Consider the following 15543-nt stretch of genomic DNA (forward strand, 5'->3'; position numbering starts at 1 on the left):
TCATTCGTGGCGCAAAGCCTCGATGGGGTCGAGCTGCGCGGCGCGGCGGGCGGGGACGTAGCCGAAGAGCACGCCGACGGCGGCCGAGAAACAGAACGCCAGCAGGTTGATCTGGAGATCGAATTCGAACGGCAATTGCATGACCTGCGACAGCCCGGCCGAGGCAATCAGCGCCAACACGATGCCGATGATGCCGCCCAGCGAAGACAGCACCACCGATTCCACCAGGAACTGCAGCAGGACTTCGCGCTCCAGCGCCCCGATCGCAAGCCGGATGCCGATCTCCCGCGTACGTTCGGTGACCGACACCAGCATGATGTTCATGATGCCGATGCCGCCGACGAGCAGGCTCACTGCCGCCACGGCGCCGAGCAGGGTCGTCATGACCTTGGTGGTGGTCGACAGCGTCTGGGCGATCTGCTTGGTGTCGACGACCTGGAAGTCATCATCGCGCCCTGGCTGGATGTTGCGGCGCACGCGCAGAACGTTGGTAATGTCTTGTGCGACCTGTTCCGTATCGAAGCCGTCCTTGGCCGACACGAAGATGTTCGGGATCACCTGGGTGCTGGTGCGCCCGAGCACGCGACGCAGCATGGTCTTGAGCGGCAGCAGGACGGTGTCGTCCTGGTCCTGGCCCATGGCGGACTGGCCCTTGGGGGCAAGCACGCCGATGATGTCGCACGGAAGATCGCGCACGCGCAGCTTCTGGCCGATCGGGTCGGTATTGGGAAACAGCTTGGTCTGGATCGTGGCGCCAATCACGCACACGGCCTTGCCTGATTGCTGCTCGGCGTCCGTGAAGCCGCGGCCGGAGCCGATGCTCCAGTTGCCCACGGTGAAGTAGTCATTGGTGACGCCGTTGGCCTGCGTGGTCCAGTTCTGCTGCATGAAAACAGTGCTGACCGAGCGCGTCATGGTCGGAGCCACGGCACGCACGCCGGGTACGAGTTCGGCGATGGCGGTGGCGTCTTCGAGCTTGAAGTTCGGTGCTCCGGAAAAGCCCGTGCCGGGGCCGAAGCCGCGTCCCGGCCGCACGAACAGCAGGTTGCTGCCGAGGCTGGATACCTGTGCCGTGATCGAGTTGGTCGCGCCATTGCCGAGCGTGACCATCGTGATCACGGCGGCCACGCCGATGACGATGCCGAGCACCGTCAGGAACGCACGCAGCATGTTGCGGCGGATCTCGCGGATGGCGAGGAGCAATGCGTTGAAGAACATCAGTGCGTACCCTCCGTCATCTTGCCGGTGACGCGCTCGTCGTCGGCGACGAGACCGTCGACGAAGCGGATGATGCGATGCGCATAGGCTGCCATGTCCGGCTCGTGCGTCACCATCAGAATGGTGATGCCACGCTCGCGATTGAGCTGCGTGAGCAGGCCCATGATTTCCTCGCTGCGTGCCGAATCGAGGTTGCCGGTCGGCTCGTCCGCGAGCAATACCGACGGCTGCGTAACGATGGCGCGTGCGATGGCAACGCGCTGCATCTGGCCGCCCGACAGTTCGGCCGGTGTGTGGTGTTCCCATCCGGTCAGGCCGACGGCAGCGAGCGCCTCGCGCGCGGCGTCGTGGCGTTCCTGCCGGGGCATGCCGCGGTAGAGCAGGGGCAGTTCGACGTTTTCCAGCGCGGTGGTGCGCGCCAGCAGATTGAAGCCCTGGAACACGAAACCCAGGTAGTGACGACGCAGCATGGCGCGCTCGTCCCGGTTGAGCGTTTCGACGTGGGTGCCACGAAAGACGTATTCGCCGGACGTGGGTGAGTCGAGGCAGCCCAGAATGTTCATGGTCGTCGATTTGCCCGAGCCGCTATGGCCCATGATCGCCACGAACTCACCTTCCTGGATGTCGAAGCTCACGCCGCGCAACGCCTGGAATGCTGCCGTGCCACGCCCGTACGTCTTGGTGACGTCGCGCATTCTGATGAAGGTTCCGTCACTCATCGCTTGGCGCCCGCGGCGGCAGACGTGGCTGCCGTGATGACCTGCATGCCCTCGGTGAGGCCCTCGCCGCTGACCACGGTGTAGCGGCCATCGGTCAGGCCGACCGAAACCTGGATCGGCTCAGGATGTCCGTTGCGCAACACCCATACCGTGCCGCTGGTGTCGCTGGCCTGGCGCCCGGTGGCCGTGACCTGCTTGGGGCGATTCATGCCACCCGGCATCGGGAACAGTGAGGACAAGACGCTCCTCTTGCCATCCGGGCCGCCCGCGTTCGTGGCGGCCTGCGGCGTGAAGCGCAGCGCGGCGGCCGGCACCACCAGAGCGTTGGTGGCTTCGGCGGTGACGATGTCGGCCGTCGCCGTCATGCCGGGGCGCAACGTCAGGTCGTCGTTATTGACGGTAAGGATTGTCGAGTACGTGACGACGTTGTCGGTCACCGTCGAGCCATAGCGCACCTGCCGCACGACGGCGTTGTATTTCTTGGTGGGGTAGGCATCCACGTTGAAGGTGGCATGCAGCCCCTCTTTGACCTGGCCGACATCGGCCTCGGCGACCGCTACGTTGAGTTCCATCTTGGCGAGATCTTCGGCGATGGTGAACAGCGTCACCGCTTGCAGCGAAGCCGCCACTGTCTGGCCGGGCTCGACGCTGCGCGTGAGTACCGTGCCGTTGATGGGCGACTTGATGCTGGCTTTGGTCAGATCCGTTTCGTTGGTGCGCAGCACGGCCGACAGTTGCACGACGCTGGCCTGGGCCGAGGACAGTGCAGCCTGCTTGTTGGCGAGTGCTGAACGGGCGTCGTCCAGTTCGCTGCCGGCAGGCAGCTTTCCACCCGACAGTTGCGCCACCTTTTCGAGACGGGCCAGATTCGTCTTGGCTTGCTCGACATCGGCGCGCGCCTGCTCGACCTTGGCCTGTGCGTTCTGCACATTGGCGCGACCCTGCGCGATGGTGTCGTCCAGCTTGCGCGTGTCGAGTACTGCCAGGACCTGGCCCTTGGTGACACGGTCGTTGTAGTCGACCAGCACGCGGGCGACGGTGCCGGAGAGTTCCGAGCCGATGTCGACCTTGGTCGTCGGCTGCAGCGTGCCGCTGGCGGTGACGGTCGTGGCGACGTCGCCGCGCTTGACGGGTGCTGTCGTGAAGGTCGGTGCCGGCGGCTTGCGATGGGTCAGCGCATAGAGGCCTCCGCCCAATATCACCACGACGACCGCCGCGAAAATGCCGCGACGCAGCCACTTCTTGCGAGGCGACGTGCCGTGCGTGCCCTTGATCACTTCCTGTACGTTGTTGTTGCTGCTCATTGCGATCCGGCTCCGGATTGATTCATTGCTTCGTTGGTCGAACGTGCGGTCTGCCAGCCGCCGCCCATGGCCTTGTAGAGCTGCACGACGGTATTGGCGCGGTTGGTCTGCGCCAGCGCCAACTGGTCGTCCAGCGAGAGTTCGGTGCGCTGCGCGTCGAGCACCGTCAGCAGGTCGGTGGCGCCAGCGGTGTATTGGATCTGCGCGAGTTGCGAGGCTTCGCGCGCGGCGTCGACCGCGACCACGAGACTGGTCAGCCGTTCGCTCGTCTTGACGTAGGCATTCAGGGCGCTTTCCACGTCGGCCACCGCCTGGTTGAGCGTCGCCTGGTATGTGGCAAGCGTCTGTTCCTGCGCGGCGTTCTGGATTTCGACGTTCTGTCTTGCGCGGCCGCCGTCGAACACGTTGCCGACGAGGCTGCCGAGAATGCTGCTGGTGATGGTGTCGGCCGAGAACAGTCCGGCCGGCGTCAGGGCTGCGACGCCAATGCTGCCGCCCAGCGTGAAGCTGGGATAGCGGGCGGCTTCGGCCACGCCGATCTGCGCCGTCTGCGCGGCCAGCCGACGTTCAGCCGCGCGCACGTCCGGCCGCTGGCGCAGCGTGTCGGCAGGGATGCCCACCGCGAGCGCGTTCCACGTTTGCGGAATGACGCCGGTGGTTGCGAGCAGGGCGTCGAGTTCGGCGCGCGGGCGGGCCAGCAGGACGGCCAACGCGATCTTGCTGTCTTCGATGCTGCGTTCGATGGCCGGGATGGACGCTCGCGTCTGTTCCACATTGCTCTGCGCCTGCCGCACGTCGAGGGCCGAGGCGATCCCTGCCTGGCCGCGCCAGTTGGTCAGTTGGTATGTTTCTTCGCGCGTGGCGAGGCTGGCGCGCGTGCTGGCGAGCGAGGCTTCATAGCCGCGCAGGCTGATGTAGTTGGTGGCCACTTCCGCCGCCAGCGAGACGCGTACATTGTCGATGTCCGCCTGGGCGGCTTCGACGCTGGCGTCGGCCGATTCCAGCGCGCGCCGGCGCCCGCCGAACAGATCGACTTCCCAGCTTGCGTCGAACCCTGCCGAGTACTGGTTGCCCACCGTGCTGACGTTGTCGGTGCGGCTGCCGCTGCGACGGCCGCTGGCGCTGGCATCCAGCGTCGGCCAGTCCTGCGCTGCCTGCACGCCGCGCTGCGCACGGGCCTGGCGCAGGCGCGCCTGGGCGGAGGCGATATCCAGGTTGGCGGCGAACGCTTGCTGGATGAGCGCGTCGAGCGTGCCGTCGCCGAACTGATGCCACCATTCGGAAAGCGTCGCAGCGTCCGGTGCGGTCCGGGTGATGCCGGCCTGACGGTTGTACCAGTCAGCGGACGTTGCCGCGTTGGGTTGCATGTAGTCCGGGCCGACGGTCACGCAGCCGGCCAGCGCGGCGCCAAGCGCCAGTGTCGTGGCTGCGAGTCGGAGTCTGGGCGAAAAGCTCACGGGGTGTTCCTGTATTGGGTTTGAAGCGAAGTTTGCCTGCAAGTAATGTCAAGTGCCGTGCAGCGGGTGTTAAGGCACGTAAAGATGGGTAAGGAAACGAAAGTCCGCTGTGGTGCCGTGTGGCGAGGCCGTATGATGGCGCAACGTATTGAAAAGAGTCACATTTTGATTCGGACGTCTAACGCAATGAAACGTCATGGGTGTCGGCTCGGCGGCAATGGTCCCGCGTTGCATTGGGTGGGCCGGAGCCGGTCCAGCCTGTATCCGGGCGCCTTGCTCCGTGGGCATTGTCGGTGAGCGCTGTGACGTTTCATTGTGTTAGAGGTTCCTGGAGGTTTTCGAATGCCCCGTGTATTGCTTGTCGATGACGACGTCGAACTCTGCGCCATGCAGAAGGAATATCTGTCGATGGAAGGTTTCGACGTGGAGGCCGTGCACACCGGCGAGGATGGTGTGGCCGCCGTACTCGCCAGCAATTACGACATGATTGTCCTGGATGTGATGATGCCCGGCATGAACGGCATCGACGCGTTGCGCCAGATTCGCCAGCACAGCCGCGTACCGGTCGTCATGCTTACTGCGCGCGGGGACGACATCGATCGCATCGTCGGACTTGAGCTGGGGGCGGACGACTATGTGCCCAAGCCTTCTTCGCCGCGCGAGCTGGTGGCGCGCATTCGCGCCATCCTCCGTCGCGCCGGTTCGGCCCGCAACGTGGCCGCCGCCGCGCAGCCGCTCGTGTGCGGGCAACTGACGGTGCGCCCCGAGCAGCGTCATGCCGAATGGAACGGCGAACCGCTGGAACTGACCAGCACCGAGTTCAACCTGATCGAAGCCCTGGTCCGGAGCGCCGGTCGTGTAGTCAGCAAGCAGGAGCTTTCCCAGTCGGCGCTGGGGCGCGACCTCGCGCGCTATGACCGCAGCATCGACGTTCATGTGAGCAACCTGCGGCACAAGCTCGGCCTGCTGCCCGATGGCCGCTCTCCGATCCAGACCGTCCGTGGCGCAGGCTTTCAGTTGCTGGTGGCATGATGCGCACGCCAAAGATGGGCCGCATGTTCTGGAAGATCCTGCTCGGATTCTGGCTGACATTGTTCCTGCTTGGCTTGGGCGTGGCAGTCGGTATCACCATCTACCAGGAAGCGCGGTCCAGGGAAAACGCGCTCGCCATCGGTCCCCGTGCGGATTTTCTCTCTGCCACCATGGCGTTGGCGTTGACCCATGCCGAGCCTTCGCGCGAAGCCGAACTGATGCGCAATTGGCCGCATTCGCGCGGCGAGCCGCCGCTTGTGGTCGATGAGGAAGGGCATGATCTGCTGGGCCGTCCGGTGCCTTCTCGCGCGCTGGAACTGGCGCGGAACTGGGTCGAGGCTTCGCCCGATGATGGTCCGGCGCGAGCCGCGACGACCAGTGATGGCCGACGACTGCTGGTTTTCTCGCCGGCGGGGCCCCGGCGCGGTGGCCCTGGCCGCCCACCGTTCGTGCCGATCCAGGACGCCCGCATGATCATGGCGATCATGGCCGTGGTGGCGGGCTTGCTCTTTTCGGCATTGCTGGCCCGCAACCTGGCTCGTCCGATCCGCAGTCTGCGCGCCGGATTCGACGCCTTGGCCGAAGGCCGGCTGGATACCCGCATCGGCAGCGAAGTCACCCGTCGAGCCGATGAGCTGGGCCAATTGGGGCGTGACTTCGACAGCATGGCGCAGCGGCTGGGCCAGTTGGCTGCCACCCGCGATCGGCTGCTGCACGACATCTCGCACGAGTTGCGTTCGCCGTTGGCACGTCTGGAAGTGGCGGTCGAGCTGGCGCGCCGGCAGCCGGAGACTGTGGGCGCGGCGCTGGATCGCATCGAGCGCGAATCGCAGCGACTCGACGCGCTGGTGGGCGAAGTGCTGACCATGGCCCGCATGGAGTCGGGCGCCATGATGGCTGGCGACGACTACGTCGACGTGAACGAACTGCTGCGCACCATTGCTGACGACGCCAGTTTCGAGAACGCGGACAGTGCGGGTATCCGGATCGTCGGCGACGTGGACGGTGAAATCCTCATGCGCGGGCAGGGCGAACTGCTGTATCGGGCATTCGAAAACGTGATCCGCAACGCCATGCGTCATACGCCGGCCGGGACGGAAGTCGAAGTGCGCGTGCATCGCGGAGGTGACTCGGTAACGGTAGATATCGCCGATCAGGGAAGCGGGGTGCCCGAGAGCGAACTGGCGAGCATCTTCGAACCGTTCCATCGCGGGGCGGGCGGCGGTGGCTTCGGCCTTGGGCTGGCCATCGCGCAACGTGCCATCGAGGCGCATGGCGGACGCATCGTCGCCCGCAACGACAAAGGATTGGTGGTCTCGATCTTGCTGCCGCTGGGCAAGGCGTAAGACACGCGCGCGCGGGCCCGATGCTTTGGCGAAAAGCCGGCCTGCGCTATAATCCTTTTTTCCCGCTGTCGAACTTCCATGACCAAGTACGTCTTTGTCACTGGCGGCGTTGTGTCTTCCCTCGGTAAAGGGATCGCAGCCGCATCTTTGGGGGCCATTCTCGAATCCCGTGGCCTCAAGGTTACCCACCTCAAGCTTGACCCCTACATCAACGTCGATCCGGGCACGATGAGCCCGTTCCAGCACGGTGAAGTCTTCGTGACCGAAGACGGTGCTGAAACCGACCTTGACCTTGGCCACTACGAGCGCTTCACCAGCGCCAAGATGGGCAAGCGCAACAATTTCACCACCGGCCAGATCTACGACTCGGTGCTGCGCAAAGAGCGCCGCGGCGAATATCTGGGCAAGACGGTGCAGGTGATTCCGCACATCACCGACGAGATCAAGAACTCCATCAAGCGCGGTGCCGAAGGCGCCGAAGTCGCCATTGTTGAAGTCGGCGGCACGGTGGGTGACATCGAGTCCCTTCCGTTCCTCGAAGCGATCCGCCAGATGCGCATCGAAGAAGGTCCGAACAACACCTGCTTCCTGCACCTGACGCTGCTGCCCTACATCGCCACCGCCGGCGAACTCAAGACCAAGCCGACGCAGCACTCGGTCAAGGATCTGCGCGAAATCGGTATCCAGCCCGACATCCTGCTATGCCGCGCCGATCGTCCGATTCCGGTCGAAGAACGCCGCAAGATCGCGCTGTTCTGCAACGTGATGCCTGAAGCGGTCATCGAAGTGCTCGACGCCGACTCGATCTACAAGATCCCGGCAATGCTGCACGACCAGATGCTCGACGAGATCGTCTGCCACAAGCTGGCGATCCTGGCCCGCGCCGCGGACCTGACGGTGTGGGACCGACTGGTCCATGCCCTGCAGAACCCCAAGAGCGAAGTGAACATCGCCTTCGTCGGCAAGTACGTCGATCTGACCGAATCGTACAAGTCGCTGACCGAAGCCATGGTCCACGCCGGCATGCACGAAGCCTGCAAGGTCAATATCCATTACATCGACTCCGAGAGCATCGAGACCGACGGCGACACGCAACTGCGCGGCATGGACGCCATCCTCGTGCCCGGCGGCTTTGGCCGTCGCGGAACCGAGGGCAAGATCGCCGCGATCCGGTATGCCCGCGAGCACAAGGTGCCGTACCTGGGCATCTGCCTGGGCATGCAACTGGCGGTAGTCGAATTCGCCCGTCACGTTGCCGGTCTGAAGGGCGCGCACAGCACCGAATTCGACAAGACCACGGCTTATCCGGTCATCGGCCTGATCACCGAATGGCAAGACCGTTCCGGCCGCGTCGAGAAGCGCACCGAAGAGTCCGACCTCGGCGGCACCATGCGTCTGGGTGGGCAGAGCTGCCTGATCGGTGAAGGCACGCTGGCTCGCGACATCTATGGTCAGTCCGAGATCACCGAACGCCATCGTCACCGTTACGAAGTCAACAACACGCTGCTGTCGCAGCTCGAAGACGCCGGCCTGCGCGTGGCCGGGCGCGCGCCAGGTACCGACCTGTGCGAAATGATCGAGCTGCCGACGGAAGGCCCGAATGCTCACCCGTGGTTCGTGGGCGTGCAATTCCACCCGGAGTTCACTTCGAATCCGCGCCACGGTCATCCGCTGTTCTCGGCCTACGTCAGGGCAGCCATCGCACAACACGAAAAGAACGCGCGTGCCTGAACGTGCGCCGCCCGTGGCTCCGCTTCGCGGAGCTGCGTGCGGGCACAGGTATCCGATCGGAGAGCAGTCATGAAACTATGTGGATTCGAAGCCGGGCTGGACCGCCCGTTCTTCCTGATTGCCGGCAATTGCGTGATCGAGTCGCGCGACATGGCTATCGAGACCGCCAGCGAGCTGAAGGAGATCACCAGCGCGCTGGGCATTCCGTTCATCTTCAAGTCGTCGTACGACAAGGCCAACCGCAGCTCGGGCAAGAGTTTTCGTGGCCTGGGCATGCAGAAGGGCCTGGATATCCTGGCCGAGGTGCGCGAAGTCGTTGGGGTGCCGGTGCTGACCGACGTGCATACGTCAGAAGAAGCGCCGGTGGTGGCGCAGTACGTGGACGTCTTGCAGACCCCGGCTTTCCTTGCTCGCCAGACCGATTTCATCCACGCCGTGGCGGCGACCGGCAAGCCGGTCAACATCAAGAAGGGCCAGTTCATGGCGCCGGGCGACATGAAACAGGTCGTCATGAAGGCGCGCGAGGCCAATGGCGGCGCGGATACCATCATGGTGTGCGAACGCGGCGCTTCGTTCGGCTATAACAATCTCGTGTCCGACATGCGGGGCCTGGCCATCATGCGCGAGACCGGCTGCCCGGTCGTGTTCGATGCCACCCATTCCGTTCAGTTGCCGGGCGGGCAGGGCGACAAGAGCGGTGGCCAGCGCGAATTCGTACCGGTCCTGGCACGCGCGGCGGTGGCTTCCGGCGTGGCCGGCGTGTTCATGGAAACGCACCGCAATCCCGCCGAAGCCTTGTCGGACGGCCCCAACGCATGGCCGCTGGGGCGCATGCGCGAGTTGCTTACAGTGCTCAAGGAAATCGACAGCCTCGTCAAGCGAAGCCCGCTTGCCGAGACTACCCTGTAAGTCATGATCAATCATCTGGTGCTATTCCGCTTCAAGTCGGGCGTCTTGGCCGATTCGGATGCGGTTCGGCACGTGCATGCGGCAATGCAAGAGCTTCCGGGCAAAGTGCCGGGCATCCGTGCCTGGCAGCACGGCTTCAACGTGACGCCTGACGCCGACGCGTGGGACTACGCGTTGTCGGCTGCTTTTGACGACAAGCAGACTCTGTTTGCTTATTTCGAGCATCCTGCACACCTTGATGTGCTGGCGCTATGGAATGAGCTGGCTGAGTTAAGTTTTGTCGATATTGAAGGTTAAGAATTCTGACCGCTTTCCTGTCATGGAAGACGGCCAGCATGCAGTCTCCCACCGCCGCGGCGAAGCCGCCGCGTCCGTTATTAGCACCTTGAATAAAAGGAATGAGGCATGAGTGCAATTGTTGAAGTCATCGCACGCGAGATTCTCGATTCTCGTGGCAACCCGACCGTTGAAGCCGATGTGCTGCTCGAATCTGGCGTGATGGGCCGTGCGGCCGTGCCGTCGGGCGCGTCGACCGGTTCGCGTGAAGCCATCGAACTGCGTGATGGTGACGCCTCCCGCTACCTGGGCAAGGGCGTACTCAAGGCTGTCGAGAATATCAACACCGAAATCTGTGAAGCGCTGATCGGCCTGAACGCCGAAGAGCAAGCCTTCATCGACAAGACCATGCTCGACCTGGACGGCACCGAGAACAAGTCGCGCCTGGGTGCGAACGCCATCCTGGCCGTGTCGATGGCCGTGGCCAAGGCCGCCGCTGAAGAAGCCGGCCTGCCGCTGTACCGTTACCTGGGTGGCGCCTATGGTGTTTCCCTGCCGGTGCCGATGATGAACGTCATCAACGGCGGCGCACACGCCAACAACAGCCTGGATTTCCAGGAATGCATGATCATGCCGGTGGGCGCGACTTCCTTCCGCGAAGCCCTGCGTTGCGGCGCCGAAATCTTCCACAACCTGAAGAAGCTGGTCGACAAGAAGGGCTACCCGACGACCGTTGGCGACGAAGGCGGCTTTGCCCCGAACGTCTCCGGCGCGCAAGAAGCGCTGGAACTGATCATGGAAGCCATTTCCAAGGCCGGCTACGAAGCAGGCAAGGACGTGGTGCTGGCACTGGACTGTGCCGCTTCCGAGTACTACAAGAACGGCAAGTACGAAATGGAAGGCGAAAAGCTGTCGCTGACGTCCGAGCAGAACGTCGACTTCCTCGCCAACCTGGTGGACAAGTTCCCCATCGTGTCCATCGAAGACGGCATGGCCGAGCAGGATTGGGACGGCTGGAAGCTGCTGACCGACCGCCTGGGCGGCAAGGTGCAACTGGTGGGTGACGACCTGTTCGTGACCAACACCAAGATCCTGAAAGAAGGCATCGACAAGGGCATCTGCAACTCGATCCTCATCAAGGTCAACCAGATCGGTTCGCTGACCGAAACCTTTGCTGCCGTCGAAATGGCCAAGCGCGCGGGCTACACCGCCGTGATCTCGCATCGTTCGGGCGAAACCGAAGACTCCACCATCGCCGACATCGCGGTGGGCCTGAACGCCGGCCAGATCAAGACTGGTTCGCTGTCGCGTTCCGACCGCGTTGCCAAGTACAACCAGCTCATCCGCATCGAGGAAGATCTGGGCGACGTGGCTTACTACCCGGGTCGTACGGCCTTCTACAATCTGCGCCAGAAGTAATCTGCGCCGATTAGGCTGATAGAATCGAGGTCGCTGCGGCGGCCTCGTTTCTTTTGTGCCGTCCGAATGACAACTCTCATACTGATTCCATGCGTTGGCCTGCGCTGATCCTGCTGGTTCTTCTCCTGATGTTGCAGTACCCGCTGTGGTTTGGTCGCGGAGGCTATCTGCAGGTGCGCGAAGCCCAGGCCCAGCTCGAAGCCATTCGTCAGGACAACCAGAAGCTCGAACAGCGCAACGCCGACATGGCGGCCGAGGTGAAAGACCTGAAGTCCGGTTTCGACGCCATTGAAGAGCGGGCACGCTTCGAGATCGGCCTCATCAAGCCCGGCGAAAAATTCATGCAATTGCCGGCCTTGCCCAATCCATCCGCGACGGATTCTGCGTCTGCACCGGCAGCCGCGCCTGCGCGCTGAGCTTTCCCGAAAAATCCCTGGCTGCAAGTGTTGCGACGCCGCCTGCGTCGCCGCGATGTGCTACGCGCTGAACAGACTGCGCGCCGCGGTATAGCGCGTGGCGAAGTAGCGGTTGTCCATGTTCTCGATGCGAACCTTGCCACGCGACGATGGCGCGTGAACGAAGCGTCCGTTGCCGAGAAAGATCCCCATGTGCGAGAACGGCTGCCCCGTGGTGTTGAAGAACACCAGGTCAGCCGGCTGCACAGCCTGGCGGTCGATCGAACGCGTGATCGAGGCGATCTGCGCCGCGTTGTGGGGCAGCCGGCGGCCGCTGACGCGCTCGACGATGTAGGCCACCATGCCGCTGCAATCGAGCCCGGCTTCCGGGTTATTGCCACCGAATTTGTAGCCCGTGTCGATCAGGCCCAGGGCGTACAACACGATTTCGTTGGCGACGTCGGGGGAATCGAGCGCGAATGCCGGTGCGCGCCCGGGCGCAGGAGACGTGGGGGGCGTCGGTGTCGTGCTGCAGGCGGCCAGCGCGAGCGCGATGCCCGATACGACGAAGTCGCGGCGATTCATGCTTCCAGCCAGAACGTGACTGGCCCGTCGTTGATGAGGCTGACTTGCATGTCCGCGGCGAACTGCCCGGTCGCCACGTTGGCGTGTTCCACCTTGGCCAGCCCGACGAGATAGTCGAAGAGCTCGCGTGCCCGATCCGGCGGTGCGGCGCGCGTGAAGCTCGGCCGCGTGCCCTTCTTGGTGTCCGCCGCGAGCGTGAATTGCGACACCAGCATGAGCCCGCCCGCGACATCGCGCAGCGAGCGGTTCATGCGACCTTCGTCGTCGCCAAAGACGCGATAGTTGAGCACTTTGTCCAGCAGGCGCCGGGCGTGTTCCGGTCCGTCATCGGGTTGCACGGCCACCAGTGCCAGCAACCCTTGGCCGATGTCTCCCACGACCTTGTCGTCGACCCGCACCGTGCATTCGCGTACCCGCTGGATCAGGGCAATCATCCGGTCAGTCCGTCAACTCGACAGTGCCATTGACGTTGACCGTCACCATGCTCTCGCCGGCTTCGATCGGGGCGGGCGCTGGCGCGGCGGCTGCGTCCATCATCATCACTGTGCTCTTGCGGGCGAAGATCGGGCGCATGCTGTTGGTATTCACGTTGAGATCCCGGATGCGGAAGTGCTTGCCCAGCGCGCGGGCGGCGACTTCGGCACGTGCCTGGAAGGCCTGGATGGCGTCGACCATGGTCTCGTCGGCGACGCGCTTCTGCGTTTCGGGAGAGGGCATCAGGTTGAGTTGCTGCACGGCCGTGATGCTCTGCAGCTTGCCTGTCAGTTCCGACAACGCGGGGATATCGGTCGACTGCAGCGAGAGTTCCGAACGCATGCGCCAGCTTTCGATGCGCGTGCTGTTCTTGACGTAGATGGGGAAGGTCTGGGTACCCGCGCTCTGCGTCTTGACCGTGGCGTACGACTTCGTCATTGCCAGCGCTTCATTGATGCGCTGATTGACGCGTTTCGCCAGTTCGGCGGGATTGCTACCCGATTCCTCGACGAACACATTGACCTGACCCATGTCGTTCGGAGCAGGGCGGGCAGCGTCGGCGGACAGCGTGATCGTTGGTGTCGAAGGTCTTGCGGGCAGAGGCGTCTGCGCCCATGCGGAAGTCGTTGCCAGGGCGATTACGCAGGCGAGGGGAGCGATTTTCATGTCGGTACCTTTCTTGTCAAACGGCATATCGACACACCTGGGGCGGTTCATGTTCCCCGCGCATTGTTACTGCGCTTGTCGGCGGCGGCCTCCGCGCATCAATCGATGCGGCGCAATCCCTGGCGATAGCTGGCGGCATTGATGATGTAGCCGGCTGCATTCGCCATCAGGCGCGCCATTTCGACATCGGTCAGTTCGCGGATGACGCGGCCCGGCGTGCCGACGACCAGCGAACGATCGGGAATCACCTTGTTTTCGGGGATCAGCGTATTGGCGCCGATCAGGCAATGCTTGCCAATGACAGCTCCATTGAGCACCACCGCGTTGATACCGATGAGCGTGCCGTCACCGATCGTGCAGCCATGCAGGACGGCCTGGTGGCCCACGGTGACGTCGTTGCCGACGGTCAGCGGAATCCCTTCGTCGGTATGCATGACCGCGTTGTCCTGCACGTTGCTGCGTGCACCAATGACGATCGGCTCATGGTCGCCACGCAGCGTTGCGCCGAACCACACGCTCACATCGTCACCGAGCGTCACCGTGCCGATCACGTGGGCACTGTCGGCCACCCACACGTTTTCGCCGATCTCGGGCACCCGCTCATTCAAGGCATAGATCGCCATCGTCGCTTACTCTTTCTGAACCATGTTCGTGCTGCAATGCGGCTGAAATGATAACAGCCGCGCGCCAATGGGGCGCAGACTCAGCGGTCCGTCACCTCATCGAGCGCAATTTCCACCATGAGTTCGGTGGAAATTCCCTCCAGCGCGGCTTTCACTGCTGCGGGGTCGATACCTGCTCCGCCAGACAGGCGCGCGTTGGCATGGAACAACGTCTCGGCCGACATCGGTGCCGAGGAGGTGTACGTATCCAGCGCCTCGACATTCACCGCGTGGCGCGCCAGCACCTGTGACACCTCATGGACGATGCCCGGCCGATCGTGGCCGACGACCTCCAGCAGCCAGCTTCGCTGCACGGCTGGCGCTTCTGTCGACGCCACGCGCTTGGTGACCACCTGCAGGGAGTCCAGTCCCGCGAGCGCGCTTTCGAGGGCGGCAGCCTGGGCGGACGGAATGCGCACGCGAACGATCCCGGCGAACTGGCCGCCGAGCTGCGCCATCGATGACTCCAACCAATTGCCCTCGTGGCGACTGATCGTCTCGGCAAGCGCCTGCACGAGTCCGGGCCGGTCGGAACCGATGGCCGTCAGAACGATGTCCTGTGCGTCTGTCATATCTAGTCCTTGTTGTATGTCAAATATTGCACGCCGCCGCCATATCTTCTGACAGATTTGGGTATGTGTGTGACGAAAAACGTCAGTCGACGGCTCGCGGTGCGTAGGAATGTATCCACGACGACCGGTCGCCGAATTGATAAGTGATTGAAGATGCGGGTATTTGTCCGCCCCCGACGAACGGGCCGCCCAAGTGGCACATCGCTCGCTCAATAGGTGTCACGTACGGAGCAATTCCAACCTTCCGTCGTAACACTTATCTAGGGAGATTGATTCGATGAAACGCGTTCAGCAAGGTTTTACCCTGATCGAACTGATGATCGTGGTGGCGATCATCGGTATCCTGGCCGCCGTCGCGCTGCCGGCTTACCAAGACTACACCGTGCGTGCCAAGGTGTCGGAAGTCATTCTGGCTGCTTCGGCTTGCCGCACCACCATCACTGAGGCTTATCAGTCGATGAACTCATCCTCCACCCCGTCGGCCAACGGTTGGGGTTGCGAAGTGGCGTCGGGTTCGGGTTCGAAGTACGTCCAGCAAGTAGCTACGGACGACAAGGGTGTCGTGACCGTGACGGCGACCGGCCTGAGCGAAATTAGCGGCAAGACCCTGAGCCTCACACCGTACATCGGCTCCGCTGCTGCCAATGGCGCCGCCGATGCTGGCAAATCGATCACCGAGTGGAAGTGCGCGCCGGGAACGAGCAATCCGCTGGACAAGAAGTACCTGCCGGGTTCCTGCAAGGGCTAATCGGGCTTGAAGGAAAAGGGCCCTCCAAAT

The 15543-nt window shown here is 63.4% G+C and carries 17 protein-coding genes; 8 read left to right on the forward strand and 9 right to left on the reverse strand.

Annotated features, from left to right (window positions below):
* Genes ACDA63_RS13740 through ACDA63_RS13755 form a run of 4 tightly spaced genes read right to left on the reverse strand, consistent with a single transcriptional unit; the run spans position 1 to position 4698 of the window.
* Positions 1-1218 (reverse strand): ABC transporter permease, encoded by a 1218-nt coding sequence (locus tag ACDA63_RS13740; RefSeq protein WP_373663832.1) that lies wholly within the window; start codon positions 1216-1218, stop codon positions 1-3.
* Positions 1218-1937, reverse strand: coding sequence for an ABC transporter ATP-binding protein (locus tag ACDA63_RS13745; protein WP_373663833.1), 720 nt, complete (start codon positions 1935-1937; stop codon positions 1218-1220). The genes ACDA63_RS13740 and ACDA63_RS13745 overlap by 1 nt, the downstream gene beginning before the upstream one ends.
* Entirely contained in the window at positions 1934-3241 is a 1308-nt protein-coding gene (locus ACDA63_RS13750; protein ID WP_373663834.1) for an efflux RND transporter periplasmic adaptor subunit, read from the reverse strand. Before ACDA63_RS13750 ends, ACDA63_RS13745 begins: the two co-directional genes overlap by 4 nt.
* A complete protein-coding gene (locus tag ACDA63_RS13755) occupies positions 3238-4698 on the reverse strand; it encodes an efflux transporter outer membrane subunit (protein WP_373663835.1) in 1461 nt (486 codons plus the stop codon). Before ACDA63_RS13755 ends, ACDA63_RS13750 begins: the two co-directional genes overlap by 4 nt.
* A gap of 342 nt (positions 4699-5040) precedes the next feature.
* Here ACDA63_RS13755 and ACDA63_RS13760 point away from each other — a divergent pair, with 342 nt between their 5' ends.
* The 7 genes from ACDA63_RS13760 to ftsB all read left to right on the forward strand — a co-directional run bounded on the left by ACDA63_RS13760 (position 5041) and on the right by ftsB (position 11827).
* A complete protein-coding gene (locus ACDA63_RS13760; RefSeq protein WP_373663836.1) occupies positions 5041-5730 on the forward strand; it encodes a response regulator in 690 nt (229 codons plus the stop codon).
* A gap of 23 nt (positions 5731-5753) precedes the next feature.
* Positions 5754-7076: an ATP-binding protein gene (locus ACDA63_RS13765; RefSeq protein ID WP_373663837.1), complete on the forward strand. Its 1323-nt coding sequence runs from the start codon at positions 5754-5756 to the stop codon at positions 7074-7076.
* A gap of 78 nt (positions 7077-7154) precedes the next feature.
* Positions 7155-8807 carry a CTP synthase gene (locus ACDA63_RS13770; protein WP_373663838.1) on the forward strand — a complete coding sequence of 551 codons (1653 nt, stop codon included), beginning with the start codon at positions 7155-7157 and terminating at the stop codon, positions 8805-8807.
* A 69-nt stretch (positions 8808-8876) separates the two neighbouring features.
* On the forward strand, positions 8877-9716 hold the full coding sequence (gene kdsA / locus ACDA63_RS13775) for a 3-deoxy-8-phosphooctulonate synthase (RefSeq protein WP_373663839.1): 840 nt from the start codon (positions 8877-8879) through the stop codon (positions 9714-9716).
* 3 nt (positions 9717-9719) lie between these two features.
* Entirely contained in the window at positions 9720-10013 is a 294-nt protein-coding gene (locus ACDA63_RS13780; RefSeq protein ID WP_373663840.1) for a Dabb family protein, read from the forward strand.
* 108 nt (positions 10014-10121) lie between these two features.
* Complete coding sequence (gene eno / locus ACDA63_RS13785) at positions 10122-11411, forward strand: phosphopyruvate hydratase (protein WP_373663841.1); 1290 nt, start codon at positions 10122-10124, stop codon at positions 11409-11411.
* Positions 11412-11500: 89 nt separating this feature from the next.
* Entirely contained in the window at positions 11501-11827 is a 327-nt protein-coding gene (gene ftsB, locus ACDA63_RS13790) for a cell division protein FtsB (RefSeq protein WP_373663842.1), read from the forward strand.
* Between the two features lie 60 nt (positions 11828-11887).
* Here the strand turns inward: ftsB and ACDA63_RS13795 are convergent, their stop codons facing one another.
* The 5 genes from ACDA63_RS13795 to ACDA63_RS13815 form a co-directional block, all read right to left on the reverse strand.
* Positions 11888-12391, reverse strand: a complete 504-nt coding sequence (locus ACDA63_RS13795) for a C40 family peptidase (RefSeq protein ID WP_373663843.1) — start codon at positions 12389-12391, stop codon at positions 11888-11890.
* Positions 12388-12825 (reverse strand): D-aminoacyl-tRNA deacylase, encoded by a 438-nt coding sequence (gene dtd / locus ACDA63_RS13800; RefSeq protein ID WP_373663845.1) that lies wholly within the window; start codon positions 12823-12825, stop codon positions 12388-12390. Before dtd ends, ACDA63_RS13795 begins: the two co-directional genes overlap by 4 nt.
* A gap of 4 nt (positions 12826-12829) precedes the next feature.
* Positions 12830-13531 carry an SIMPL domain-containing protein gene (locus ACDA63_RS13805; RefSeq protein ID WP_373663846.1) on the reverse strand — a complete coding sequence of 234 codons (702 nt, stop codon included), beginning with the start codon at positions 13529-13531 and terminating at the stop codon, positions 12830-12832.
* Positions 13532-13629: 98 nt separating this feature from the next.
* Positions 13630-14154, reverse strand: a complete 525-nt coding sequence (locus ACDA63_RS13810; RefSeq protein ID WP_373663847.1) for a gamma carbonic anhydrase family protein — start codon at positions 14152-14154, stop codon at positions 13630-13632.
* 80 nt (positions 14155-14234) lie between these two features.
* Positions 14235-14765, reverse strand: coding sequence for a glycine cleavage system protein R (locus ACDA63_RS13815; RefSeq protein WP_373663848.1), 531 nt, complete (start codon positions 14763-14765; stop codon positions 14235-14237).
* A 277-nt stretch (positions 14766-15042) separates the two neighbouring features.
* On the opposite strand from ACDA63_RS13815, the gene ACDA63_RS13820 reads away from it, so the two are divergent.
* Positions 15043-15513, forward strand: a complete 471-nt coding sequence (locus ACDA63_RS13820; protein WP_373663849.1) for a pilin — start codon at positions 15043-15045, stop codon at positions 15511-15513.
* Positions 15514-15543: the final 30 nt, after the last annotated feature.

Source organism: Uliginosibacterium sp. sgz301328, assembly GCF_041807905.1.
Classification (GTDB): Bacteria; Pseudomonadota; Gammaproteobacteria; order Burkholderiales; family Rhodocyclaceae; genus JBGVSA01.

Bases quoted from the DNA above. Each gene is read 5' to 3' on its own strand.
- ACDA63_RS13740 (WP_373663832.1), bottom strand. From the start codon at position 1,218: ATGTTCTTCAACGCATTGCTCCTCGCCATCCGCGAGATCCGCCGCAAC.
- ACDA63_RS13745 (WP_373663833.1), bottom strand. From the start codon at position 1,937: ATGAGTGACGGAACCTTCATCAGAATGCGCGACGTCACCAAGACGTAC.
- ACDA63_RS13750 (WP_373663834.1), bottom strand. From the start codon at position 3,241: ATGAGCAGCAACAACAACGTACAGGAAGTGATCAAGGGCACGCACGGC.
- ACDA63_RS13760 (WP_373663836.1), top strand. From the start codon at position 5,041: ATGCCCCGTGTATTGCTTGTCGATGACGACGTCGAACTCTGCGCCATG.
- ACDA63_RS13765 (WP_373663837.1), top strand. From the start codon at position 5,754: ATGTTCTGGAAGATCCTGCTCGGATTCTGGCTGACATTGTTCCTGCTT.
- ACDA63_RS13770 (WP_373663838.1), top strand. From the start codon at position 7,155: ATGACCAAGTACGTCTTTGTCACTGGCGGCGTTGTGTCTTCCCTCGGT.
- kdsA (WP_373663839.1), top strand. From the start codon at position 8,877: ATGAAACTATGTGGATTCGAAGCCGGGCTGGACCGCCCGTTCTTCCTG.
- ACDA63_RS13780 (WP_373663840.1), top strand. From the start codon at position 9,720: ATGATCAATCATCTGGTGCTATTCCGCTTCAAGTCGGGCGTCTTGGCC.
- eno (WP_373663841.1), top strand. From the start codon at position 10,122: ATGAGTGCAATTGTTGAAGTCATCGCACGCGAGATTCTCGATTCTCGT.
- ftsB (WP_373663842.1), top strand. From the start codon at position 11,501: ATGCGTTGGCCTGCGCTGATCCTGCTGGTTCTTCTCCTGATGTTGCAG.
- ACDA63_RS13795 (WP_373663843.1), bottom strand. From the start codon at position 12,391: ATGAATCGCCGCGACTTCGTCGTATCGGGCATCGCGCTCGCGCTGGCC.
- dtd (WP_373663845.1), bottom strand. From the start codon at position 12,825: ATGATTGCCCTGATCCAGCGGGTACGCGAATGCACGGTGCGGGTCGAC.
- ACDA63_RS13805 (WP_373663846.1), bottom strand. From the start codon at position 13,531: ATGAAAATCGCTCCCCTCGCCTGCGTAATCGCCCTGGCAACGACTTCC.
- ACDA63_RS13810 (WP_373663847.1), bottom strand. From the start codon at position 14,154: ATGGCGATCTATGCCTTGAATGAGCGGGTGCCCGAGATCGGCGAAAAC.
- ACDA63_RS13815 (WP_373663848.1), bottom strand. From the start codon at position 14,765: ATGACAGACGCACAGGACATCGTTCTGACGGCCATCGGTTCCGACCGG.
- ACDA63_RS13820 (WP_373663849.1), top strand. From the start codon at position 15,043: ATGAAACGCGTTCAGCAAGGTTTTACCCTGATCGAACTGATGATCGTG.